22 protein-coding genes and 2 pseudogenes are annotated in these 22,200 nt (G+C 65.4%); 15 read left to right on the top strand and 9 right to left on the bottom strand.

The window, feature by feature from the left end:
• Positions 1–197 precede the first annotated feature (197 nt).
• From EP7_RS13150 to EP7_RS13170, 5 genes and pseudogenes are all read left to right on the top strand, one after another.
• A pseudogene (locus EP7_RS13150) lies at positions 198–662 on the top strand (transposase); the annotation flags it as partial.
• Between the two features lie 62 nt (positions 663–724).
• Positions 725–1,240 carry a helix-turn-helix domain-containing protein gene (locus tag EP7_RS13155; protein ID WP_463524471.1) on the top strand — a complete coding sequence of 172 codons (516 nt, stop codon included), beginning with the start codon at positions 725–727 and terminating at the stop codon, positions 1,238–1,240.
• An 8-nt stretch (positions 1,241–1,248) separates the two neighbouring features.
• On the top strand, positions 1,249–1,791 hold the full coding sequence (locus EP7_RS13160; protein ID WP_463528419.1) for a transposase: 543 nt from the start codon (positions 1,249–1,251) through the stop codon (positions 1,789–1,791).
• 85 nt (positions 1,792–1,876) lie between these two features.
• Positions 1,877–2,257 (top strand): annotated as a pseudogene (locus tag EP7_RS13165) (helix-turn-helix domain-containing protein); the annotation flags it as partial.
• Positions 2,258–2,352: 95 nt separating this feature from the next.
• Positions 2,353–3,003 carry an IS630 family transposase gene (locus EP7_RS13170; protein ID WP_463528420.1) on the top strand — a complete coding sequence of 217 codons (651 nt, stop codon included), beginning with the start codon at positions 2,353–2,355 and terminating at the stop codon, positions 3,001–3,003.
• A gap of 5 nt (positions 3,004–3,008) precedes the next feature.
• Here the strand turns inward: EP7_RS13170 and EP7_RS13175 are convergent, their stop codons facing one another.
• From EP7_RS13175 to EP7_RS13185, 3 genes are all read right to left on the bottom strand, one after another.
• Positions 3,009–3,362: a hypothetical protein gene (locus tag EP7_RS13175; RefSeq protein WP_463528300.1), complete on the bottom strand. Its 354-nt coding sequence runs from the start codon at positions 3,360–3,362 to the stop codon at positions 3,009–3,011.
• A gap of 267 nt (positions 3,363–3,629) precedes the next feature.
• Positions 3,630–4,103 carry a tellurite resistance TerB family protein gene (locus EP7_RS13180; protein WP_463528301.1) on the bottom strand — a complete coding sequence of 158 codons (474 nt, stop codon included), beginning with the start codon at positions 4,101–4,103 and terminating at the stop codon, positions 3,630–3,632.
• A 55-nt stretch (positions 4,104–4,158) separates the two neighbouring features.
• Positions 4,159–5,127 carry a serine hydrolase gene (locus tag EP7_RS13185; protein WP_463528302.1) on the bottom strand — a complete coding sequence of 323 codons (969 nt, stop codon included), beginning with the start codon at positions 5,125–5,127 and terminating at the stop codon, positions 4,159–4,161.
• Between the two features lie 271 nt (positions 5,128–5,398).
• On the opposite strand from EP7_RS13185, the gene EP7_RS13190 reads away from it, so the two are divergent.
• The 4 genes from EP7_RS13190 (at position 5,399) to EP7_RS13205 (ending at position 10,053) form a co-directional block, all read left to right on the top strand.
• Complete coding sequence (locus tag EP7_RS13190; protein ID WP_463528303.1) at positions 5,399–6,706, top strand: alpha-L-fucosidase; 1,308 nt, start codon at positions 5,399–5,401, stop codon at positions 6,704–6,706.
• Positions 6,707–6,708: 2 nt separating this feature from the next.
• The gene (locus EP7_RS13195) at positions 6,709–7,356 is read left to right on the top strand and encodes a hypothetical protein (RefSeq protein WP_463528304.1); all 648 of its coding nucleotides are present in this window, start codon (positions 6,709–6,711) and stop codon (positions 7,354–7,356) included.
• A 135-nt stretch (positions 7,357–7,491) separates the two neighbouring features.
• Complete coding sequence (locus EP7_RS13200; RefSeq protein WP_463528305.1) at positions 7,492–8,865, top strand: APC family permease; 1,374 nt, start codon at positions 7,492–7,494, stop codon at positions 8,863–8,865.
• A gap of 159 nt (positions 8,866–9,024) precedes the next feature.
• Complete coding sequence (locus EP7_RS13205; protein WP_463528306.1) at positions 9,025–10,053, top strand: methyltransferase; 1,029 nt, start codon at positions 9,025–9,027, stop codon at positions 10,051–10,053.
• A gap of 106 nt (positions 10,054–10,159) precedes the next feature.
• On the opposite strand, the gene EP7_RS13210 is transcribed toward EP7_RS13205, so the two are convergent.
• The gene (locus EP7_RS13210; protein ID WP_463528307.1) at positions 10,160–11,095 is read right to left on the bottom strand and encodes a prolyl oligopeptidase family serine peptidase; all 936 of its coding nucleotides are present in this window, start codon (positions 11,093–11,095) and stop codon (positions 10,160–10,162) included.
• A gap of 227 nt (positions 11,096–11,322) precedes the next feature.
• Between EP7_RS13210 and EP7_RS13215 the strand changes: the two genes are divergently transcribed.
• Complete coding sequence (locus tag EP7_RS13215) at positions 11,323–12,585, top strand: SGNH/GDSL hydrolase family protein (protein WP_463528308.1); 1,263 nt, start codon at positions 11,323–11,325, stop codon at positions 12,583–12,585.
• Between the two features lie 11 nt (positions 12,586–12,596).
• On the opposite strand, the gene EP7_RS13220 is transcribed toward EP7_RS13215, so the two are convergent.
• The 5 genes from EP7_RS13220 to EP7_RS13240 all read right to left on the bottom strand — a co-directional run bounded on the left by EP7_RS13220 (position 12,597) and on the right by EP7_RS13240 (position 16,200).
• Entirely contained in the window at positions 12,597–13,853 is a 1,257-nt protein-coding gene (locus EP7_RS13220; RefSeq protein WP_463528309.1) for a hypothetical protein, read from the bottom strand.
• A gap of 280 nt (positions 13,854–14,133) precedes the next feature.
• The gene (locus EP7_RS13225) at positions 14,134–14,733 is read right to left on the bottom strand and encodes a dihydrofolate reductase family protein (protein ID WP_463528310.1); all 600 of its coding nucleotides are present in this window, start codon (positions 14,731–14,733) and stop codon (positions 14,134–14,136) included.
• 117 nt (positions 14,734–14,850) lie between these two features.
• The gene (locus EP7_RS13230) at positions 14,851–15,234 is read right to left on the bottom strand and encodes a DoxX family protein (RefSeq protein WP_463528311.1); all 384 of its coding nucleotides are present in this window, start codon (positions 15,232–15,234) and stop codon (positions 14,851–14,853) included.
• Positions 15,235–15,308: 74 nt separating this feature from the next.
• Positions 15,309–15,659 (bottom strand): MmcQ/YjbR family DNA-binding protein, encoded by a 351-nt coding sequence (locus EP7_RS13235; RefSeq protein WP_463528312.1) that lies wholly within the window; start codon positions 15,657–15,659, stop codon positions 15,309–15,311.
• A 61-nt stretch (positions 15,660–15,720) separates the two neighbouring features.
• Complete coding sequence (locus tag EP7_RS13240; protein ID WP_463528313.1) at positions 15,721–16,200, bottom strand: VOC family protein; 480 nt, start codon at positions 16,198–16,200, stop codon at positions 15,721–15,723.
• Positions 16,201–16,464: 264 nt separating this feature from the next.
• Here EP7_RS13240 and EP7_RS13245 point away from each other — a divergent pair, with 264 nt between their 5' ends.
• The 5 genes from EP7_RS13245 to EP7_RS13265 all read left to right on the top strand — a co-directional run bounded on the left by EP7_RS13245 (position 16,465) and on the right by EP7_RS13265 (position 22,095).
• Positions 16,465–16,587: a hypothetical protein gene (locus tag EP7_RS13245; protein WP_463528314.1), complete on the top strand. Its 123-nt coding sequence runs from the start codon at positions 16,465–16,467 to the stop codon at positions 16,585–16,587.
• A 145-nt stretch (positions 16,588–16,732) separates the two neighbouring features.
• A complete protein-coding gene (locus EP7_RS13250) occupies positions 16,733–17,686 on the top strand; it encodes a hypothetical protein (RefSeq protein ID WP_463528315.1) in 954 nt (317 codons plus the stop codon).
• Positions 17,683–18,186, top strand: coding sequence for a hypothetical protein (locus EP7_RS13255; RefSeq protein WP_463528316.1), 504 nt, complete (start codon positions 17,683–17,685; stop codon positions 18,184–18,186). The genes EP7_RS13250 and EP7_RS13255 overlap by 4 nt, the downstream gene beginning before the upstream one ends.
• 196 nt (positions 18,187–18,382) lie before the next feature.
• Entirely contained in the window at positions 18,383–19,942 is a 1,560-nt protein-coding gene (locus EP7_RS13260; protein WP_463528317.1) for a tyrosinase family protein, read from the top strand.
• 251 nt (positions 19,943–20,193) lie between these two features.
• A complete protein-coding gene (locus tag EP7_RS13265) occupies positions 20,194–22,095 on the top strand; it encodes a heavy metal translocating P-type ATPase (RefSeq protein WP_463528318.1) in 1,902 nt (633 codons plus the stop codon).
• The last annotated feature ends 105 nt before the right edge of the window (positions 22,096–22,200 follow it).

Below are 22,200 nucleotides of genomic sequence, written 5' to 3' on the forward strand. Positions count from 1 at the left end.
CGATGGGGTTGTCCCGGCGTGTCCCGTCCTTGCCGATGCGGCCTCGCGGGCCAGGCGACTGTTCGGGATGAGGTCGGGGAGGCGATGGGGGCGGCGACCCGCGCTTTTTTACGGCCTCACCGGGCGGGCCAAAGGGGCGACGGCCTACCACCCCCATCTCCATGCTATGGCCGCTCGGGAAGCGGCAGGGGAAACATACAAGGGGGCCCCGAGGTTACGATGCCGGCAAGAAGGTCGCCGGCCGCAAGCGGCACATCCTCGTCGACGGCCTGGGGCTGATCCTCTCGGTGGTCGTCCACGCCGCGAGTATCCAGGATCGCGACGGTGCGAGGCTGGTCCTGGCCCCGCTGCGGCACCGCTTCATGCGGCTGCGGCTGATCGTCGCCGACGGGATCGACAACGGCGGGATCGCCGAGTGGGTCCATGCGTTGCGGGGCCGCAACCGGCTGCGGCTGGAGATCAAGGCGAAGCGCCCCGGTGCCGACAAGTTCGAGCCGATCGCATTCCGCTGGCGTGTGGAGCGGACCTTCGCCTGGCTGGGGCGGAACCGTCGGCTGAGCAAGGATTACGAGGCGACGACCGCAAGCAGCGAAGCATTCGTCAAGTTGGCGATGATCCATCTGATGGCCCGCCGACTACCGAAGATGTTGGCGAAAATGTAGCTTTCTCAACAGGCTTTAAGTAGGTCACCAGTAGTGATTGGACGACTCCCCGGAGTTGACCTATGGTTGCGATAGCCCCACAGAGGACTCGCGACCATGGCCCTGATCACACTCCAGCCGGCCGAGCGCGAGCACCTGCGCGGCCTGGCCCGTCACTCCGACGACCGCCGCGTCATCCACCGCGCCCTGGCCCTGCTGGACCTCGATTCCGGCCAGCCGCCGCTCGGCTCGGCGTCAGCCGATCGACCGTCTACAACTGGGCCGGCCGGTTCGCCAAGGAGCGAGATCCAAGCCCGTCGCTGGGCGATCGCCCACGCGCCGGCAGGCCGCCGGCCGCCAGGCGGGCCGCCGAAGAGTTGGCCGAGGCCGCCCTGGGGACGGATCCCCGCGCGGCCGGCTATCGCCACACCAACTGGACCGTGCCCCTGCTGCTGGCCCACCTGAACCGGGCCTCAGGCCAGCAGGCCAGCGGCACCACCATGCGGCGGGCCTTGCACGGGCTGGGCTATCGCTGGAAGCGGCCCCGCTTCGTCCTCTCGCGCCGATCGCCCACCTGGCGGCAGGCCAAAGGGGGCTGAGGCGCGGGCTGCCCGGACGCACGCGCACCGTCGTCCTCTTCTCCGACGCCACCATCCTCACCGAGACTCCGCCGCTGCGGGCCGCCTGGGCCAGGGCTGGCCAGCAGGCCGAGGTGCCGATCACCGGCAACCGCGACCGCCGCGTCCTCTTCGGCGCCATCGCCGTGGGCCGCGGCACGCTCCGCCTGGACCGCGCCGGGCAATGGAACCAGGACAGTTTCCAGAGCCATCTGCGGCACTTCCGCCCGACCTGGCGCGGCTGGCGGATCGTGCTGTTCCTGGACCGGGGCTCGCCGCACACGGCCAGGCGGTCGCGGGCCCTGGCCAAGCAGTTCTCCATCGAGCTACGGTTCCTGCCGACGGCGTGCCCGGAGCTCAACCCGATGGAGGGCCTGTGGCGCGAGATCAAGGGGCAGATCCTGGCCAACGAGCCGACGCCCGAGCTGGACGTTTCGCTGGAGCGTGCCGTCGATCACCTGATGGCCATGACCGGCAAACAACGACGCCAAACCGCGGGCATCCTCTCCGAGAACTTCTGGCTAGCCACTTAGTGGTTCATCCGGCAGGTGATTTGCAGGTGGATGGAGGTATCTCCCAGGAGACCTCGCCATGGCCGCCCGCGTCCTTCTCCGCCCGATGACGTCCGAGGAGCAGCAGGCCATCGCCGAGTTGCTCCACTCGCGCACCGCCCCGGTCCGCCTGGTCGAGCGAGCCCGCATCGTCCAGGAGGCCGCCTACGGCCGATCGGCCCCCACCATCGCTGCGGCCCTCGGCTGCTCGCGGCCGACCGTCTATGCTTGGATCCGTCGCTTCAGCGAGCTGGGCATGGCCGGCCTCCAGGAGCGGCCCCGCGCCGGCCGACCGCCGACCTATACCGTCGACCAGCGGGCCGAGGTCCTGGCCGTCGCGCTGACCGCCCCCCAGGACCTGGGCCTGCCCTTCGGCTGCTGGACGCTCGACCGCCTGGAGGCCTACCTCAACGAGCAGAAGGACATCGCCATCAAGCGGAGTCGGATCGACGAGATCCTCGCGGAGGAGGGCCTCCGCTGGCGCAAGCAGGAGACGTGGTTCGGCGAGCGGGTGGACCCCGAATTCGCCGAAAAAAGGGGGCCATCGAGCGACTCTACCGCGAGCCTCCGGCGGATTCGGCGGTCGTCTGCCTCGACGAAATGGGGCCGGAGAGCGCCAAAAGCTTCCCGGGACAGAACCCCCTGCGAACCAAGCCCGAGACGACGGCCGAGGGCAGCCGCCAGCCCGCCGGCCGCGCTCGGCAGGAGGCCGACTACGGCCGCCGCGGCAAGGGTTACGTCTTCGGCGCCTTCCGACCCGCCACTGGCGAAGCCTTCACCCGCCCCTACGACAGCCGCTCGACCCGCAACTGGGTCGAGTTCCTCGGCCAGGTCGAGGCGTGGGTCCCGGCGGACGCCGAACGGGTCTACGCCATCCTCGACAACCTGAGCGCCCACCGCGCCACCGACGTGCTGCTGTTCAGCCTGGCCCATCCCCGCTGGGAGTTCGTCTTCCAGCCAGTCTCCGCGGCGTACCTGAACCTGATCGAGCCGTGGTGGAAGGTGCTGAGAAGCCTGGCGTTGAAGGGCCGCCGGTTCGAGACTTGGGAGGAGATCTGCCAGGCGGTCGAACGAGCGACAGCGTACTGGAACGCGCATCGTCACCCCTTCGTCTGGGGCCGTCGTCGTCGCCATCAACCACGCCGAACGCCGGGAATCGCCGCCGTACCGGGTGTCAGGACACTTGCCGGATGAGCCACTTAGTCCCCCGTCGCCGCCTTGCCGAAGCGGCCCAGCCAGAGCCAGGTGATCGCGTGAGTGACCTTCGACGGGTCGCTCACATCGTTCGGGGCGATCGTGTCCTGGCTCGGGTTGATGTCGAGGATGTCGCCCGTCTGCAGGTCCTTGACCATCGCGTCGTCGCGTTCCCAGGGCTCCAGGACCAATAGGCTGACGTGGTCGGCGAGGGAGGCCGGGATGCTGACATCCGAGTTGGACGTGATCGCCGCCTGCATCGTGGGCTTGCTGTCTATGAGGATTCCTATCGCATCGGCGCAGGTGAGCGTGCTGATGTTTGTGCAGACGACTCCCACGCCCAGGTTCCCCAGGGCCACGGCGTTTCAGGTCGGGCCCTGCTTCGGCAGCCATCGTGGGGTGAATCTCCCGACGGGCATCGGCGACCTGGCGGGGATCGGCTGGGTCATGGCCACCGGCTGGGGCGTGCCCGACGGCAAGGTCCTGCTGGAGAGCCTTAAGAACCACCCCAGGAAGTGAGCCATCGACACCGGTCCGTCCGGCCTCGAATGCACCGGGCCGAGATGACTCAAGTCATCTCGGCCCGGTGCTTCGCGGGGTCGCGTCTGTCCGGCCCGTCGCGGGCGTCAGGCCCCCTCGACGGACTTGCCGAAGAAGGCCTCGGCCTCTTCGATGGCCTGCTGGAAGATGGCCTCGGCCTGGCTGTCGGATAGGCCGATCAGGTCGCGTGCCATGTCCAGCTTGCGGTGCTCGGCGTCGGTGACCACGCCGTCGGCGATCACGCGGCGGATGAGCAGGGTGAACTCCTCGACCATCCGGTCGTGGATCCAGGCGTCTCCCAGGCCCAGGGCGTCGCCGTCGGGGGCGAAGTCGGGCCACTCCGACTTGGAGTCGGGAAGGTCGTCCAAAATGCGCTGGAGCTTCTTGCGCCAGAGCGTCCGCTCATAGTCGGTGGCGGCGTGTTGGCTGACCACGAAGACGTCTTCGCCGTCGTCGGTTTCGGGGCCGGCCTCTGCCCAGCGTTCCAGGGCCCTGCGGCGCAGCTCGAGGTCCTTCTCGGAGGAGGACCAGCCTTGGAATAGCCTGGCGAACAAGCTCATGTCGATGCCTCCGCGAAGGTGGATCGTCGGTCGCCGCCCCGTCCATGTTCTTCGCTCACCTGGACGCGGGGGCGTCGGCGGCCGGCTTGGGCTGGAAGTGGTCGAAGACCTCGCGGGCGACCTCGGCGCACAGCACGTTGCCGGCGTTCTCGGGAACCCATCGCTTGTCCTCGTTCTTGCTGGTCAGCACGCAGAGCGCCACCGGGCCCGACCTGGTCGTCATGATCCCGGCACACGTCCGCGACTCATCCACGCTCCCCGTCTTGAATGCGAGCGGCGTACCATGGGGCAGGAATTTGGGGAACTTGTCCCTGTCGTCGCAGGTCCGCAGGTGGACCAGCATCGCCTCGCTGGCTGCGGGGCTGACCAGCTCCTTTTTGTGCAGCTTCTCGAACAGCGCCACCATGTCGGCTGCGGTCGTGCTCCCCAGGCCGTACTTCACGCTGCGCTCGGGGAAGACCGAGGTCTCTCGGTGGTACGTCTTGGAGTGGATCTTGGTCTCGGGGAAGCCCAGCTTCTCCATGAAGGCGGCCGTCGAGCCGATGCCGATCTGGTCGAGCACCATGTTCGTCGCGGTGTTGTCCGACGTGAAGATCATCATCCGCACGGCGTCGCGCAGCGAGAAGGTCGCCCCGTCGGTGAAGTGGGGCGTCAGGATGCCCGACCCCGCCACCCTGTCTTCCTTCTTCAAGGTCAGCATCTTGTTCAGGTCGACCTCGCCCGCCTCCGACTGGCGATAGGTCTCGATCATCACCGGGAACTTGATCAGGCTGGCCGTGGGCATCGGCACGTCCTGGCGATAGACGAAGGTCTCGCCCGTGTCCAGATGCTTGACCGCAACGGCGACCTCCCCCTTGTGCGCCTTGATGAGCGGCATCAAGCGGGCGCCCAGGGCCCCGGCGGTGTCATCGTCGGCGGCCTGCACGGTGCTGGGGCTTGGCATGGGCATCAGGATCGTCGCCACCATCATCCAGAGGGTCATCGTCCCGAGGCCCGTCATCGTCGCCCATCGTCGCATGCGCATCGTCGTCATCCTCAACCCTGGAGACCTCGGGTGATCCGGTCCCGGCGTGCGTGGCCGTCGTCCCGGCCCGGCCGGGGGCGACCAATCTGGAGAGGCGCCGCGAGGTGGAAATTGTCTCACGAGAGGCCCGATGCCCCAAGGCCTTCCCGGCGCGACCTGCGCGGGATCCGGGCGGAAGCGGGCCCGCCGTGCCGCCGCTGTCTTGACCGCCCGCCCGCCCGCCGCCATCGTCATGAGGTGTGGGGAACGAGCACCTTCGAGGAGCCCGGCCATGGCACGCCCATCCATCCGCGTCCGATCCCTGATCGCCGGGGCCTTCGTCCTCGCCGCCTCGGCGCGGGCAGACGCCGACAACCCGCAGGTCGGGGCCTCCGCCGACATCCCGCAGGGCAGGGCCTTCAATGCCGCCCGCGACGCACGCTTCGGCCTGCTCGTCTCGTGGGGCCTGCACTCGCTCGTCGGCCGCGATGAGCACGTGATGGACCGCGACCGCCTGCCCGTTTCCGAATATGAGAAGCTCCCCCCGCGCCTCCAGGGGGGGGCCTACGACCCAGCCGCCTGGGTCAGGGCCGCCAAGGCCGCCGGCCTGACCTCGATCGCGGTCGTCGCCAAGAACCACGACGGATTCTGCCTGTTCGAGACCGCCCTGACCCGGTTCGACTCCATCGACGCCAGCCCCTTCGGCAAGGACCCGCTCAAGCCGCTGGCCGAGGCCTGCCGCAAGGAAGGCATCGCCCTCTGGATCGTCTACTCGCTGGCCGACTGGCACCATCCCGACGCCCTCCCGCCAGGCAAGACCGGGCGCCAGGCAGGCCGGGCCGGGCCGGGCAACCTGGCCTCATATAACGACTACTACCAGGGGCAAATCCGCGAGCTCTGCACCAACTACGGGCCCATCGCGGGCGTCTGGCTCGTGGGCGCCTGGGACCGTCCCGAGGCCGACTGGGACCTGGCCGAGACTCACCGGATCGTCCGCGAGCTTCAGCCCGACGCCCTCATTGGCGACGACCGCCACGCCCCCCCGCCGCAGGGCGACGACCCGTCGATGCGCTTGCGACTGTCCGTCGGATCGGAGAACCTCGACGTCGACGTCCGGTTCCTGGGCGGCAAGCCGGTCTCGGAAGTGGTCGCCGCGATGGTCGACGCCGCGGGCCGCGACGCCAACCTGCTCATGGGCGTGCGGGCCAGGGCCGACGGCTCGCTGGCGCCCGGCGACCTTGAACGCCTGACTGAGCTGGGCAAGTGGCTCTCCACGCACGGCTCAAGCCTGGTCGGAACCCGCGGCGGCCCGGTCCCGCCGGCCGCCTGGGGCGCGTCCACCCGCGCCCCGCGCGACGGGGCCATCTATCTGCACATCCTCAAGCCCGACGCCGGCCCGATCGTCCTGCCGCCCGGCCTGATGGCCTCCGAAGTCCGCCCGATGGGCCAGCCCGAGGCGACTCGGATCATCGCCAGGACGCGGCCCGGCGGCGGCGTCGAGGTCGACATCCCGCTGGCCTTGCGCAAGCCCATCGACACCATCTTCGTCGTCAGCCCCATCATCTTCGACGACCAGCGACCCATCCCCCGAGAACCGTAGCCATGACCGAGGACGTCCCCGAGCCCATCCCGGTCCCCGCGCCCGCCGCCCAACCCCCGCGCATGGATTGGGTGGCCCTGGCGATGACCGCGGTGATCGTCCTCTCCCTGGCCCGCTTCGCCTGGGTGCGCTGGTCCCCCGGGGCCCGGCCCAATCCCCCGATCGTGGGCAAATCCATCCCGCCCCTCAGCCTACGGGACCCATCCACGGCCGAGCCACTCGTCTGGGTCACTCCCCGAGACCGGGTCACCTGGCTCACCTTCTACTCCGCCACCGACCCCGCCGCCTCTGCCGACCTTGCCGTCCTCGAATCCACCTGGCACCGCTTCCGCCAGCGGGCCCACTTCGCCATGCTCGCCGTCGCCGCCAACCCCGACCAGGAACCCGCCGTCGCCCGCCTCCTCGCCCAGACCAAAGCCACCCTCCCCACCGCCGTCGCCACCCAATCCACCCTCGCCACCTTCGACGCCGATCGGGGAACACTCCCCCTCCACCTCATCCTCGACACCGACGGAACCCTCCTCGCCATCGCCCGAGGTCGCCCCCCCGGCCAGCTCGAACGCCTCACCGAGACCGTCACCCGCCGCCTCGCCGAGCTCGATCCCACCGGAGGCGCCCGGTTCGCCCATCTGGCGCCGTCCGGGTCTTGAGGATTCGACCTACTCGTGTCGCCTGGTCTCCAGGGGACACGCATACGGCGAGCCGCTCTCTCTTGGTGTATCATCGCTCATCCCCGAGATCGCTCGCGGGAGCCCACCCCAATCTCCTCGGTCGGAACCCCCCGCATGCTCCGGCGCAGGCTCTCGCTCCTCCAGGCCGTCAGCGTGAACATGGCGATGATGGTGGGGGTCGGCCCATTCATCACGATCCCCTTGTTCGTCAAGTCGATGGGCGGCCCGCAGGCCATCGTCGGCTGGGTCCTCGGCGCCCTGATCGCCATCTGCGATGGGCTCGTCTGGAGCGAGCTCGCCGCGGCGTTCCCCGGCTCGGGCGGGACCTATCACTTCTTCGACGAGGTCTATGGGGCCCGTCGCCTCGGGCGCCTGCTCAAGTTCCTTTTCGTCTGGCAGTTCCTCTTCAGCGCACCCCTCGAACTGGCCAGCGGGGCGCTCGGGCTGGCCCAGTACACGGGCTATCTCATCGGCGGCCTCGACTCGGCCGTCTGGACGCTGAGTCCCTTCGAGAACGCCCCCCAGCTCACCTGGCAGGTCAACCGCGGCCAGCTCCTCGCCGTCCTCTTCATGGCCGGGATTGTGGCGATGGCCTATCGAGGGGTCGAATCCGCGGGCCGGATGATGGTCGTCCTCTGGGCCGGCATGCTCGCGACCGTCGGATTCGTGATCGCGTCATGCCTCGCCCGCTTCCAGCCCTCGCTCGCGTTCACCTATCCCGCAGGGGCCTGGAGCATGGACCGGGCGTGGTTCGGCGGGCTGGGTATTGCGCTCGGAATTGCCATGTATGATTTCCTGGGATACTACCAGATCTGTTACCTCGGCGATGAAGTCTCCGACCCGGCGCGGACGATCCCCCGTTCCATCCTCATCGCCGTCGTCGCCGTCGCGGCGCTCTACCTGACGATGAACCTGGGCATCCTCGGCGTCATGCCCTGGCAGGAAGTCGCCGCCTCCGGGCACATCGCCAGCGACGTCATGTCCCGCCTCTACTCCCCGCGCGTCGCGCAGGTCGTCACCCTGATGATCCTCTGGACCGGCCTGGCGGCCACCTTCGCCGCGATCCTCAGCTACAGCCGGGTCCCCTACGCCGCCGCGCGATCGGGCCACTTCTTCTCGACGCTCGCCGCGGTCCATCCCTCCGGCCAGTTCCCCCACCGCTCGCTGGTCCTGGTCGGGGTGCTTGCCATGCTCGCCTGCCTGGCCAGCCTGCAAACCGTGATCGAGGCCCTGCTCGCCTCCCGGATCCTGATCCAGTTCGTCGGCCAGATCGTCACCGTCGCCTACATACGGACCCGCCCCGACCTGGCCGCTCGCCTCTCGTTCCGGATGATCTTGTACCCCATCCCCGCCTGCATTGCCCTCGCCGGCTGGCTCTATGTCTTCGGCTCATCGTCGCCCCAGGTCATGCTCTACGGGCTCGGCTCGATGGCCCTCGGCCTCGTCGTCTTCGGCTTCTGGGATCGCCGGGCTCCCATCGCCGGATGACTTCGATCAGCCGCGGATTGACCGATTTGTGTGTCGGCATCGGAACGCCATTTTCGAAAGCCCATCAATGCGAAGGTCAACGATCGGAAATCGTCCGCTCGCTCGGGGTTGATTTCCGACGACATCGGCGACGATTGCCCATCCAGGTGGAGGCCCCCCTTGTCCGAACACGATGCCACGCCGCCCGCCGCGTTCCTGGCCTTGCAGAACCTCGTCCTCGGGAAGTGGGTCTCCCAGGCGGTGAGCGTCGCCGCGAAGCTGGGGGTTGCCGACTCGCTGAAGGACGGCCCCCGCAATTGCGATGATCTCGCCCGGATGCATCAGGCCGACCCCTCGTCGCTTTATCGCCTGCTGCGTGCTCTGGCCAGCGTGGGCGTGTTCTCGGAGGTGTCCGACCGCCGGTTCGCGCTGACTCCGACGGCCGAATTCCTGCGGTCGGACGTCCAGGGCTCGCTACGCGCCGTGGCGACGATGGGCGGCGAAGATTTCACCTGGCGCCCCTGGGGCGATCTCTCCCTCACCGTGAAGACCGGTGAGCGGGCCTTCGACCGGATCTTCGGGATGCCCCCGTTCAAATACCTGGCCGAGCATCCCGACGCGGCCGCGATCTTCGATGCGTCCATGACCGGCTGGTCGATGCAGAATTCCAACGCGGTGGCGGCCGCCTATGACTTCTCCGGCATCGGCACGCTGATGGACATCGGCGGCGGCCATGGATATCTGCTCGCCACGATCCTCAAGGCCAACCCATCGCTCCGGGGCATCCTCTTCGAGACTGCGGAGGTATCCGAGGGAGCAAAGGTTCGGTTCGCGGCCGAGGGGCTGACCGATCGCTGCAAGGTTGCGGCCGGCGACTTTTTCGCATCCATTCCCGAAGGGGCCGACGCCTGCATCCTCAAGAGCGTCATCCACGACTGGGATGACCGGCTCGCCACGGAAATCCTGTCGAATTGCCGGCGGGCCGTCGGTCCCGGCGGTCGCGTCCTGCTCGCGGAGATGGTCATCCCGGCCGGCAATGATCCGCACCCGGGCAAGCTGCTCGACCTGGAGATGCTCGTCATGGTCGGAGGTCGAGAGCGGACCGAGGAGGACTTCCGCAAGCTCCTCGACGGGGCCGGAATCCGGATGACCAGGATCGTGCCCACGGCCTCACCGACGTGCGTCATCGAAGGCATCGCGGGCGAGTAATCGACGGAAGATCGGGAGCGGCGCCACCCTGAGCCGCCGCTCCCGCTTCTCTTCCTCATGATCCGGCCCCGTTAAATGGCCGAGACATGAGCACGGATCAACGCGATTATTTGGCCGGTTCCGAGGCCTTCAGGTGCTCGTCGAACCAATCCACGAGGGTCGACACGTCCTTGTCGATCCCCGCCCAGCCGTGCGCGGCACCTGGCTTCACGACGAGCTTGGCGGGCACCTTGGCCTCATCGAATTTGGCGACGATCAACTCGGCCTGCTGGATGGGGACGAGCTTGTCGGCGTCTCCGTGGATGATCAGGCTGGGGGCGTCGTCGGGGGTGACCTGGTAGGCGGGGGAGATCTGCTTGCCGATCTCCTTGAGCTTCGCCTCGTCGACGATTGACACGAAGGCGTTGATCTTCGGGTCCAGCTCGCGGAAGTCGAACGGGGCGCGGAAGCTCGCGAGCACTCCACGGCCCAATGCGTCTTCGCCGGGCTTGCCGTAGTTGAAGAAGTCGGTGGGCGGGAAGAAGCAGGCCACGGCCTGGACCTTGCTCGAAGCCTGGTCGATCGGGTCCTTCGCCTTGGGGTCGCCGTCGCCGCCGGCCGTCCCCAGCATCAGGGAGAGGTGCCCGCCCGCGGAGGCGCCCATCACGCCGATCCGGTCGCCGTCGATCCCGTAATCGGCCGCATGATAGCGGATGTACCGCACCGCGCGGTTCATGTCGGCGACCACTTCGGGGATGGTGAACTTCGGCTGGCTGCCGTGGACAACGGCGAAGACCGTGTAGCCGCGCTTCAGGGGCTCGGCGAGGAAGGCCAGGTTGATATTGTCGTGCGACGAGTACCAGCCGCCGCTGACCACGAAGATCACCGCCGCGCCGTTGGGCTTCTCCTTCGGCTTGAAGACGTCCATCGTCAGAGCCGTGCCGAATTTCCGCCCGTAAATCACGTCCTCGGTGCGGGTGAACGCCGGGGCTTCGTCGGCGGGGGCCGCCGTCGAGAGCAGGGTCAGGGCGATGGGCGCGGCGAGCAGCAGTCGGCGAATCATGGGCGTCGTCCTTCGGGGGCGGGCAGGGCGGGGCATCGCTGGGGGCTTCGGCGGTCGGAGCCCAGAAGAGGAGGCGCGAGCCCGCTCGGGCCGTCCCAAAAGCATCCCCGACCCACACCGTCGCCGCAACCCCGGGGCCGGGCCCCTGGAATCCGCCCGCCGCGTCGGTCAACATCGGGGGCTCGACCGTCCCGAGCCGCCAATTGGACCGCGAGGAGCCCTCTCCCATGCCGCAAACTCTCCTCATTCTTCTCGCCCTCCTCGCCCAGCCCGATGGGCTTCCCCAAGATGGCCAGCGCATCGTCTTCCTGGGCGACAGCATCACCAACGCCGGCGGGTTCGTCCGCGAGATCGAGGCCTATCTCGTCACCCGCTTCCCCCGGCGGCACGTCGAGTTCATCAACCTCGGCCTCTCCAGCGAGACCGTCACCGGCCTCACCGAGACCGACCATCCCTTCCCACGCCCCGACGTCCACGATCGCCTCGCCCGCGCACTGGCGCAGGCCAAGCCAGACCGGGTCGTCGCCGGCTACGGCATGAACGACGGGATCTATCACCCGTTCGACGACCGCCGTTTCGCCGCCTATCAGGAAGGCATCCATCGCCTGATCGCGGCCGTCCAGGCCTCGGGGGCGCGGCTCACCCTGCTGACTCCGGGGCCCTTCGAGGCCTCGGCCATCCCCAACAAGGTCAGGCCCGCGGGCGCCGCCGACTACAGTTACAAAGACCCCTACGCCCGCTACGACGACACCCTCGCCCGATACGGCAAGTGGCTCCTCACCCAGCGCAGCGACTCCGTCGAGGTCATCGACACCCGCTCCGCGATCCTTGCGCAGGCCGAATCCATGCGCAAGAATGACCCCAAGTTTCACCTCACAGGCGACGCCATTCACCCCGGCCCCGACGGCCAGTGGTTCCTCGCCTCGGCGATCCTGGACGCCTGGAACGCCCCCGCCGAGGTCGATTCCCTCGCGATCGATCCCGCCGCCGAACCCAATTCCAAGGTGACCCGCGGCAAGCTCGGCGAGCTCACCATCAACCCCGCCCGCACCTCGGTCCAGTTCAACTGGACGACCTTCGTTCCCGCGCCGCCGGACCCCGGCCTGATCGCGCGCAAACAATTCAACGACCGCCTCAATCGGCAGATCCTGGTCGTGCGCAACCTCGCCGCCGGCCGCTACAGCCTGAAGGAAGGTCAGTCGTCCCTGGGCCACTTCACCGCCGAAGACCTCGCCGCCGGGGTAAGCCTCCCCTCGCTCGCCGGTCTCTCGACCAACCGCCGCGCCGCCGAGATCCGGGCCCTCCTCGATCGCCGGGAACGCCTGCTCTCAGCCGCCTGGCTCGCCCACGTCGGCCACAAGCGTCTCCTGGTCCCCGCCGACCATTCCCTGCCCGAATCCCAGGCCGAGGCCGCCACGCTCGAAGCCAAGGCCCGCGCGCTGGCGGAGCCCGTTGCTCTCAAGCTCAGCCTGGAACGCATGGGCGACTGACGCCCGGTTTGTCAGCCGCCCGTCGGCAGCGTCAGCACCGGCCCGCCGGTCTCTTTGCCCGTGTCCTGGAGCGAGAACAGGATCTCCAGCACCGCCAGGATCGACCTCGAATCCACGTCGGTCTTCGGGATGAAGAACCAGTAGCCCCGGTAGAAGACCGAGACCTCGGCGTCCTTCGGCCGTTGCTTCTGCGAGGCCACGAAGAAGTTGCCCGCCGTCACGCTCGTCCAGTCGAACGGCCGGCCGTCGTACCCCGGCGTCATCGGCGCCAGGCCGTTCTGGGCGTGCTCCTCGGGCACGCACACCCCCTTGGACAGGAACGTCATGATCTGGAGCATCGAGCGCAAGTTCAGGAAGATCGTGCTCCCATCGTCAAGCGCCCCCGGCGGGCTGCTCTGCGAGTTCGGCTGCAACTCCGACTTGATCTTGTACCTGGCCAGGCCCGGCGTCAGGTGGAAGATCTCGGCCATCTCGGCCATCTCGGGCGAGTCGCGGAACGGCGCCCTGATCTTCAGGGTCAGCTCCTTGTCCCGCTTGTACAGGGCCATCCGGCCCGCCCCTTTGGTGCGGAACACATAGCCGTCCTTCGCCGCGGCCAGCAGGTCGGCCCCCTTCACCTGGTCGGCGGCAATCGATTCGGAGGCCCCCTCGTCGTCCTCGCTCGTCGAGAACCCGATCTCCGCACCGCCCCGGTCGTCGATCTCCTCAAGCAGCTGGATCCCCCGGCGGAACCTCGCGTTGTCGTCGGGCGCCCTGGGCACCATGATCGTCCCGCGCACCGCGTTCTGCACGTCGTTGATGTCGTTCATCGTCAGCCAGAACAGCTGATCCAGCCTGGCCCCCGCGCTCACCACGCTCAGCAAGTCGGTCGTCAGCGGATTCAGCAGCGCCTTGGCAATCTCCCGCCCCTCCCTCGGGTGATAGCTCAGGGTCGGCGTATCACGCACCGCGAGCTCCCCGAACCCCAGGCTGGACCTCCCCGGGAACTGGAGCCCATATCCGCCGTTAAAGTTCCCCGTCGCGGCCACTTCGAACTGGCTGGTGATGCTCGGCAGGTCGATGAACACGGGCGAATCCGCGTACCGCAGCCGCACCAGGTTCATCAGCAGCTGCTCATCGTTGGTCGACCGGATCACCTCGTTGTACCGCATCCGCGTCGACCGCACCGCCGCCGGCCCCAGGCAGCCGCAAGCCCCCAGGCAGGCGAGCACCATCGCCGCCAGCCCCAACCACCCGCCGCCAAAATGTTTGCGTCCCTGCGAATCCATCAATCCCCGGCCCATCCCGTCCACCCAGGCGCAGCCTCATCCCGGACCCCTGCCTTACTGGAATCGTCGCGCTGACCGTCAAACTTGATGAAATCAGCAGGATCGGGGCGACCTGCCGGAAATTCAGTCGGCGACGACGTCCTCGGGATCGCCGCCGAATGCCGCATTCTCCGCGTCATCGCGGGTTCGCTGCCTGGCTTGTCGCGCCCATCCGCGGTGTCATCTTAACATCAGGCCTTTCCCATCCTTCCCGCAGCTTGGTGTGCGCCCGCTCGGCCGCTCACGTCGGCAAGGGTGGGGCTTGCAACGACCCGATGTGTCGATAAGTGTTGATGAGAACGCCCGAGGGCGTGGCCTTTGTGCTGACGAAAGCGAGTTCGCGCGGGGCGGCACTGTCCGAAAAGAAGCGTTTGCCCGGACCCAGCAAGACCGGGTAGACGAGCAGCAGAACCTCGTCGACCAGTCCCTGCTCGAACAGCACGGACGTCAGGGTCGTGCTTCCCCAGACGATCAGGTCGGGGCCGTCGTTCGACTTGAGGCCGCGAAGACCTTCAAAGATGTCCGCGCCGAGGTCGCCAGCCGGACCCCATCCGAGGCTCTCCGGCCTGTGGGTCGCGACGTATTTCGTCGCGGCGTTCAGGCCGTCCGCGATCGGACTGCTCGGCGCCTTCGGCCAGTATCCGGCCCAAAGATCGTAGGTGCGGCGGCCCAGCAGCAGATCGAAGCTCGTGCCCTGCGCCTCGGCGACGGCCGCCGCCCCGGCCGGATTTCGATAGGGTGCCGTCCATCCGCCATGCGCGTACTCGCTGTCTTCGTCCGGTCCGCCGGGCGAGATCACGCCGTCCAGCGAGATGTGTGCGAAGATCCTGATCTTTCTCATTTCGAGTCTCCATCTGATGGATGGATTGCCTGCTCGGTCCCGACACCGAGCAGCATTTTGATGGAGCGGCGCAGGTGATCGATGCGGTCCGCGGCGATCACCCGGACGCTCGATTGCTCACTCAGCCACGAGCGGAACGAGTGCGCGGAGCTTGCGATCGCGGAGATAGAGCCCGGCCCACGCGACGACGCCGACGATGACCGGCGCGAAGAACATGCCGTCGTTGGCGTGAACGTGGGTCGCCACCGCGCCGCCGAGGTATGCGAGCATGAAGAGTCCGCCCAGGTAGCGGGTCTTCGGGACGATGTAGAGGACGAAGATCGCCAGCTCGATGAACCCGATCGGCAGGGCGGAGGAGGCGGGATAGGTCTTGGACCAATCCTCGACGAAGCCCTTGGGCTGCGCGATCTTGAAGAAGGCGCTGGGCAGGAACACGATGGCGAGGATGCCCGAGAGCACCCAACCGGTCACGCGCTGCCATTTCGGGATCGTATCCGTCATGATCTTCATCGCTCCTGGGTGGTCCGATTCAGGAATCGCAGTCGGGTTACACGAGGCCCGCTGCATTTGCTTCGTCACGATCGAGGCCTGCCCTTTGCCTTCGACTTCTCGTTCTTCTGCACTCGCAAGCCCCAGGCGAGCTCGAGCCCTCTGAATAACTGCTCCGGGGTCGCCTCTGCCAGGCGGATGTGCGTCGCGCCCTGTCTGCCCCAGCCGCCGGCGACGGGATGGAAAACGTCCGGAGCCTCGGCGAGAACCAATTGCTGCAGCTCGGGGGAAAGCATCAGATTCCCGAACCCGAGAGGCTCATGGGCGAGAGTCGCGAAGATGCGGCCGCCCACACGGAAGTCGGCAACGCCCATGTGGGCGCTCTCCTCGGCGTCGTCAAAGCCAAGGGCGAGTTCTCGAAAGTCGTTTGCGTCCATGAGCAATGCCTTCCCTGGCGGAGGCGTGCGGGTTCGGGGCCGTTGGTCTTACTCCTCGGCCTTAGCCCCGGCGCGCGGCCTCGATCGCGGCGATGTCGATCTTTCCCATGGTCATCATCGCGTCCATTGAACGCTTCGCGGCGGCGCGATCCGGGTCGGTCGTCGCGTCGAGCAGCACGCGCGGCGTGATTTGCCAGGAGAAGCCCCAGCGATCCTTGCACCAGCCGCAGGCGCTCTCCTCGCCGCCATTGCCCACGATCGCGTCCCAGTAACGATCGGTGTCTTCCTGGTTCTCGGTCAGGACCATGAAGCTGACCGCCTCGTTCGGCTTGAAAATCGGCCCGCCATTCAGGCCGATGTACGCCTGACCCAGGACGGTGAACTCGACGGTGAGATCCTCGCCCACCTTCGCGGCCGGAAGGTCGACGGCGGAGGGGTTCGCTTTCCCGACGTGGCTATCGGGGAATACGCTCGCGTAGAACTCGGCCGCCTCGCGGGCCTGGCCACGGTCGAACCAGAGGCAGGTGATCATCTTTGTCATGTTCGCTCTCCTTGCTTGCCGCCGACGAGCGCGAAGGCGGCGACTTGCGGAGCCCCTGTCATCGCCTCGAGAAGTTCCCAGCTTCGGGGATTGGAACGATCTATCGGCAGGAAGTCAACGGGTGTACAGTAAAAATCGAGAGACGGGAGGCCGTCGTCCATCCATCGCCTGGACTGATCGTAGATGGCGTGCCGGGGGCGACTACATCCTGGCCGTCAAGCGTAACCAGGAGACGCTGCACGGCGGGATCACGGGTCACTCGACATGAGTTTCGGCGAGGACCAGAACCGGACGAGAAAGGACCATGCGGCGGCCAACCTGGCGGCGTTGCGTCGGATGAGCTTGAGCCTGCTGAAGAAGGAGACAAGTGAGAAAGTCGGGATCTAGAACAAGCGGCTCGTCGCAGCCCGCAGTAGTCAGAATTAGCAGGATGCGATTGCTTGCGTGCATGCATAAAATCGCGGAGGTTACTATTCATTTGTGTAGATCGCCGAGTAAGATTAAGCTGCGATAAAAAAACGGAGAAGGCAAGATGGCGAAGGCACCACGAAAGTCGATCGTAAAGCCCACAATTCTTACAGTTGAGAGAAAGATATATTTCTATCGTGCGATACTTGGCAAAAACGAAGATCTATCGCCGATCGCATTTGATCCTTCGCCCGTGTTGGAGATTGTCGACCGCTTGACATTCGACCCGCCACAGCGTTATCAAATTAGCATAGATGGAACAGAAACGCTCTGCATCGTTGACCGTAACACATACCCGCACCGGATCAGACTCTGCAATGTACGTCGATCGGATTTTCCACATGAGGAAGAAAGAGGTGTCTTCGCTCCACTGAGTATCGCTGCGGGGAAGGGTTTGGTTGAGCCCGTTCATGTCGTCTTCTTCGCTGATAACATCGTTGGTTGTGAGTTTAACTTCTACGGACCAAGAATCGGAAAATTGAGAACCTATCTGGCGACCAAAGGCGGCGAATTCTGCCGTGAAATCACGTTCGCGGCGTTGCTACGAAAAAATGCCTCGATGGACCTTAACCGCCTTAGCTCCCTCCGCACTTTTCAACTCAAAATTCACAGCTCATTTGCGGAATCCGTCAAAAAAGCTGATGAAAGATTGGGCAGTGCGTTTGTTCAAGTGAGAGAAGTAGGAGAAGCAGAGACAATCGAAATTTGCCTCAAACCCGCAACACGCTCAGTCCTTCAAAAGCTGTCGTCAAGCCTTTTGGAATCGGCGCGTAAACTTACACGAATGCCGGATATTCGCGAACAAGCTAAAATTTTTAAGGTCGCAGGCGAAGATGAGGAGACAGGAAAGCAATTCGTGATCGATTTGCTGAGCGATCAGCTCATTGCAAAGAAGAAGATCCTCAAGTCAGATCCAAAATCGCGAGCTGTTGACTCAGAGTCTGCTTATCAGGCCATTGAGGAAGCGTACTCAGAGTTGCGGGGTGAATTGGTAAAAATGTCGGGATTATCTGTATGAAACTTCTCGTCAGGTTCGCAGATAATCACTACACGATATTTAGTATTATGGTTGCATCTGCTTCCGAAATTACCGTCGTCTTCTGGGGCGAATGGTACGGCGGGAGGTCTGTGATGTCTAATGCTCTGCAAGGCAACCGGAGTGCCGTCTATGGAGCATTTGCGAGTATCTTCGGATCATTGCTCGGCTTCGTGATTACGGCTGTTTCCATTGTGCTGGGATTCTCAACATCCGAGCGACTTGCCATAGTCAGGAATAGTAAGCATTATCCATCGTTGTGGGCGTCCTTTACGCATACGATCAGAATTTTGGGGCTGGCCACCATTGTTTCAATAGTGTCATTGATTTGTGATCGAGATAGCAATAGTGTGATTGCGCTAACTTATATGGAAATTTATATTGTTTTTTTGTCAGTTTTACTTTTATGTCGAAGCATCTGGGCGCTTGAGCGCGTCGTCGAAGTGGTTGCTAGTCCTGTGAAATCCTCGAAATCGGTGTAATTATTGTTGGGGCGGCAATGGATATTGGTAATGGTTGCAGGAGTATTGTTGTGAATAAGCCCATCCTTCAGCGGAAACCCTCTCGGGAAATGGTAGGATTGAAAATCGATCGTAAGATCGATTAGCGGAATCACTGCTCTTTTAGCTGCGGTAAATTGGATTGTTGTTGCGAGATTCTGAATCAAAGGAGATGTTGATGTCATTAGATCGATTCGCCCTGTCGCGAAGGGCGTGGCTTAGTTCTGCGGCCGGCGCATTGGTGTTGCTTCCCGGGCAGATGGCCCGGGCGCAGGCTCCCTCGGCTATCCGCAAAAATGCGTACGACCTCACGGACCTCGAATGGACTACCTTCGAGCGGGGCGTCGCCGCTATGAAGCGTATTCCGAAGCAAGCGGCTCCGTCGTGGGATTTTCAGGCGAACATGCACGGGTATCCGCCCGGCGAGCCCGGCCCCATTCTTGCCGGGTGGCATACCTGCCAGCACGGCAATTGGTGGTTTCTGCCCTGGCATCGGGCCTATCTCCTCTATTTTGAGAAGATTATTCGGGCTTACAGCGGTGACCCAGGATTTATGCTCCCCTATTGGGACTGGACAAGACCGGATCAGCAGTCCCTACCCGCGAGGTTTCTCAATCCTGACAGCCCTCTCTATGACGGGTCTCGGGCGTCTGAGATCAACGGTGGGTGGCCGATCAACGAAAACGCGGTATCCTGGCCTGTGGTGGCAGGACAGACTACCTTTTCGACCCCGACGAAGGGCTCTGGGATCGGTAGCCAGCGAGTTACATCATCTGGTGATGAGGGTAGTCACGGGGCCATGGAGACCTACTGCCATGACCTTGTCCACGACTCTATTGGTGGGCAGATGGGTAATCCTGACACGGCAGCTCGCGACCCCATTTTCTGGCTACATCACGCTAACGTTGATCGCCTCTGGAGCGCGTGGTTACGAGCGCGGGGTGGAGCATTTCTTCCGCGTGAGGCAATCTGGCTCAATACGCCGTTCCTGTTCTACGGTCCGCTGGGCCGCAGCGGCTACATGACAACTGCCCAACTACTAAATACCGAAACTCTGGGTTACCGCTACCAAGATTACCCGGCGATGCCAACAATGGTGATTGCTATGGTTCCCGGGGCTCCAGGCCAAGACGCGACGCCGGTGCCGGTCGTCGGTGCTTCACCCCAAGAGAAGAAGATTACAATCGCTTCGGCTCTCCCTCCGAGAGCCGAATTAACAAGCGAGCCGCTCACAGTGATGCTCACTCCCGATGCTCCCGGAAAGGCGCGGATCGGTAGTTTGGGAATGCCAATGGCAAAGGCACTCATCCCCGGCGAAGGCGGTGCGGCCATTCCTGTCGAGGGGGCGACACTCCAGATCGTCATCGACGACATTCGCTTCGACCAGTCGCCCGGCAGATTCTATGAAGCTTACATCAACCTGCCCGGTCAGGCGGATGCCGGCGGGCCGGGGAGTTTATATTTCGCGGGCAGCATTTCATTCTTCTCCCTCTCAGCGAGTCACGGCGGCGGTCATGTGATGGGAGATGGGCCCGCCAGTAAATCCGCTGTTATCGATGCAACTGAGGCAGTGGTTCGGCTTCGGGCGGCTGGCAAGCTCGTGGATGACCTTAAGGTCACCCTGATCGAACGTTCGGCAAGGCCGCGGCGGAATATCGTTGGAGCACCGGTCCAGGCCCAGCTTCACCCGCCAAGGGTGACGATTGGAGCGATCCGGCTTCAATACAGCGGAGGCTAATCAAGTGCCGGTACTCGTGGCCAATTTCGGTCGCGAGTACCGGAGTATGTCTGGAGTTGGACTTACTGATAAGCCAGGGCAATTTGAGGAATATTGGAGCACCACCGTGCAGGCGCAAGCCTCTGTCTCGCGGAGGAACCTTGAGGGGGGCCTGGTGGCGAGTAGGATGGGCGGTTGCGGGATGAATGGTTCGTGTGATTGAACGTTTATGGTTCTGTGGTCATCGCGCGAACCGAGGGATGGCAGGCCCCATGGAACGACCGGCGTCGGGTAGCTTCGCGGGATTTTTCACGAAGGAAGTCGTCATCGCCGCGACCGCGCTGGCGGCGATCGGCGTCCACCTGATCCTGCGATTCGGCGCCGGGGGGGGCGGGACGGTCCTCGGGTTCCGCGGGTCCGAGATCCCGCTTTTGTTCGCCCTGGCGTGCGGGGCTCCCCTGGTGTTCGGCCTGGCGGTGCGGCTCGCACGGCTGGAGTTCAGCTCCGACCTGCTGGCGGGGATCTCCATCGTCACGTCGGTGATCCTCGGCGAGTACCTGGCCGGGACGCTCGTGGTCTTGATGCTTTCCGGCGGCCAGGCGCTGGAGAATTACGCCGTCCGCCGGGCGTCGTTCGCGCTCGAGGCGCTCGCCCGGCGGATGCCTTCGCTGGCGCACCGCAAGCGGGACGGGTCGGTGGGGGACATCCCGCTGGGTGAGGTCGCGGTCGGCGATGCCCTGGTGGTCTTCCCGCACGAGACCTGCCCGGTTGACGGGATCGTGCTGGAGGGCAGCAGCACGATGAACGAGGCGTATCTGACGGGTGAGCCCTTTCTGTTGCCCAAGACCCTGGGATCGGCGGTACTCTCGGGGGCCATCAACGGCAACGGGGCGCTGACGATCCGGGCGGAGAAGACGGCCGTCGACTCGCGGTACGCCAAGATCATGCAGGTGATGCGCGAGTCGGAGCAGAAGCGGCCCCGGTTGCGGCGGCTCGGCGACCAGCTGGGCGCGGTCTACACGCCGCTGGCCGTGGTCATCGCGCTGGTGGCCTGGGCATGGAGCGGCGACGTCCTGCGGTTTTTGGGCGTGCTGGTGGTCGCGACGCCCTGCCCGCTGCTGATCGCCATCCCGGTGGCGATCATCGGCTCGGTGTCGCTGGCGGCGCGCCGGGGGATCATCATCAAGGACCCGGCCGTGCTGGAGAAGATCGACACCTGCCGGGTCGCCATCTTCGACAAGACGGGGACGCTCACCTACGGGCAGCCGAAGCTGACCGAGGTCATTCCCGCCGCCGGCTTCAGCGCAGACGAGGCGCTCGCCGACGTGGCCAGCCTGGAGCGCTACTCGCGGCATCCGCTCGCCTCCGCGATCCTCGAAGCCGCCGCCGAGGCCAAGCTGCCGCTCGTCGAGGCCCTGGAGGTCGGCGAGCGACCGGGCGAAGGGCTGCGCGGGGTGATCGACAGCCGGACGGTGCAGGTGACCAGCCGTAAGAAGCTGACCGCCCAGTCCCCGGAGGTCGCCGGGCTCCTCCCCCCGCTCGCCGGCGGCCTGGAATGCGTCGTGCTCTTCGACGGCCGCTATGCGGCCACGCTCAGGTTCCGCGACGAACCGAGGGCCGAGGGCAAGTCGTTCGTCCGCCACCTGAAGCCGAGGCACGGCTTCCAGCGCATCATGCTCGTCTCGGGCGACCGCGAGTCCGAGGTGAGCTACCTCGCCGAAAAGGTCGGCATCACCGAGGTCTACGCGAGCCAGAGCCCCGAGCAGAAACTGGCGCTCGTGCGCGCGGAGACCCAGCGCGCCAACACCGTCTTCATGGGAGACGGAATCAACGACGCCCCGGCGCTGACGGCCGCCACCGTCGGGATCGCGTTCGGCAAGGGGAGCGACGTCACCGCCGAGGCGGCCGGGGCGGTCATCCTGGACAGCTCCCTGGAGCGAGTCGACGAGATGCTCCACATCGGCCGACGCATGCGGTCGATCGCCCTCCAGAGCGCCATCGGCGGCATGGGCCTGAGCCTCATCGGAATGGGCATCGCCGCGGCCGGCTACCTCCCCCCCGTGGCCGGAGCCATCACCCAGGAAGTCATCGACGTCCTCGCGGTCCTCAACGCCCTCAGGACCTCCATGACCCCGAAAACGCTCACCAACTACGACCCCCGACGCACCGATTAACCTGGGGTGTCTACTGCTTGGCCGCCAACCCCCCCCGAAAAACTTTCGAAAGTTTTTCGGAATTCGTGCCGGAAATCTTCCGCAATTGCAACTGACAGGATACGG

Source organism: Isosphaeraceae bacterium EP7, assembly GCA_038400315.1.
In the GTDB taxonomy this organism is placed as follows: domain Bacteria; phylum Planctomycetota; class Planctomycetia; order Isosphaerales; family Isosphaeraceae; genus EP7.

Coding starts and splice junctions, on each gene's coding strand:
- EP7_RS13210 (WP_463528307.1), bottom strand. CDS start 11,095: ATGATTCGCCGACTGCTGCTCGCCGCGCCCATCGCCCTGACCCTGCTC.
- EP7_RS13220 (WP_463528309.1), bottom strand. CDS start 13,853: ATGGATTCGCAGGGACGCAAACATTTTGGCGGCGGGTGGTTGGGGCTG.
- EP7_RS13245 (WP_463528314.1), top strand. CDS start 16,465: ATGAGTTTCGGCGAGGACCAGAACCGGACGAGAAAGGACCATGCGGCG.
- EP7_RS13255 (WP_463528316.1), top strand. CDS start 17,683: ATGAAACTTCTCGTCAGGTTCGCAGATAATCACTACACGATATTTAGT.
- EP7_RS13215 (WP_463528308.1), top strand. CDS start 11,323: ATGCCGCAAACTCTCCTCATTCTTCTCGCCCTCCTCGCCCAGCCCGAT.
- EP7_RS13265 (WP_463528318.1), top strand. CDS start 20,194: ATGGAACGACCGGCGTCGGGTAGCTTCGCGGGATTTTTCACGAAGGAA.
- EP7_RS13230 (WP_463528311.1), bottom strand. CDS start 15,234: ATGACGGATACGATCCCGAAATGGCAGCGCGTGACCGGTTGGGTGCTC.
- EP7_RS13200 (WP_463528305.1), top strand. CDS start 7,492: ATGCTCCGGCGCAGGCTCTCGCTCCTCCAGGCCGTCAGCGTGAACATG.
- EP7_RS13185 (WP_463528302.1), bottom strand. CDS start 5,127: ATGCGCATGCGACGATGGGCGACGATGACGGGCCTCGGGACGATGACC.
- EP7_RS13195 (WP_463528304.1), top strand. CDS start 6,709: ATGACCGAGGACGTCCCCGAGCCCATCCCGGTCCCCGCGCCCGCCGCC.
- EP7_RS13250 (WP_463528315.1), top strand. CDS start 16,733: ATGGCGAAGGCACCACGAAAGTCGATCGTAAAGCCCACAATTCTTACA.
- EP7_RS13180 (WP_463528301.1), bottom strand. CDS start 4,103: ATGAGCTTGTTCGCCAGGCTATTCCAAGGCTGGTCCTCCTCCGAGAAG.
- EP7_RS13155 (WP_463524471.1), top strand. CDS start 725: ATGGTTGCGATAGCCCCACAGAGGACTCGCGACCATGGCCCTGATCAC.
- EP7_RS13225 (WP_463528310.1), bottom strand. CDS start 14,733: ATGAGAAAGATCAGGATCTTCGCACACATCTCGCTGGACGGCGTGATC.
- EP7_RS13240 (WP_463528313.1), bottom strand. CDS start 16,200: ATGACAAAGATGATCACCTGCCTCTGGTTCGACCGTGGCCAGGCCCGC.
- EP7_RS13235 (WP_463528312.1), bottom strand. CDS start 15,659: ATGGACGCAAACGACTTTCGAGAACTCGCCCTTGGCTTTGACGACGCC.
- EP7_RS13260 (WP_463528317.1), top strand. CDS start 18,383: ATGTCATTAGATCGATTCGCCCTGTCGCGAAGGGCGTGGCTTAGTTCT.
- EP7_RS13190 (WP_463528303.1), top strand. CDS start 5,399: ATGGCACGCCCATCCATCCGCGTCCGATCCCTGATCGCCGGGGCCTTC.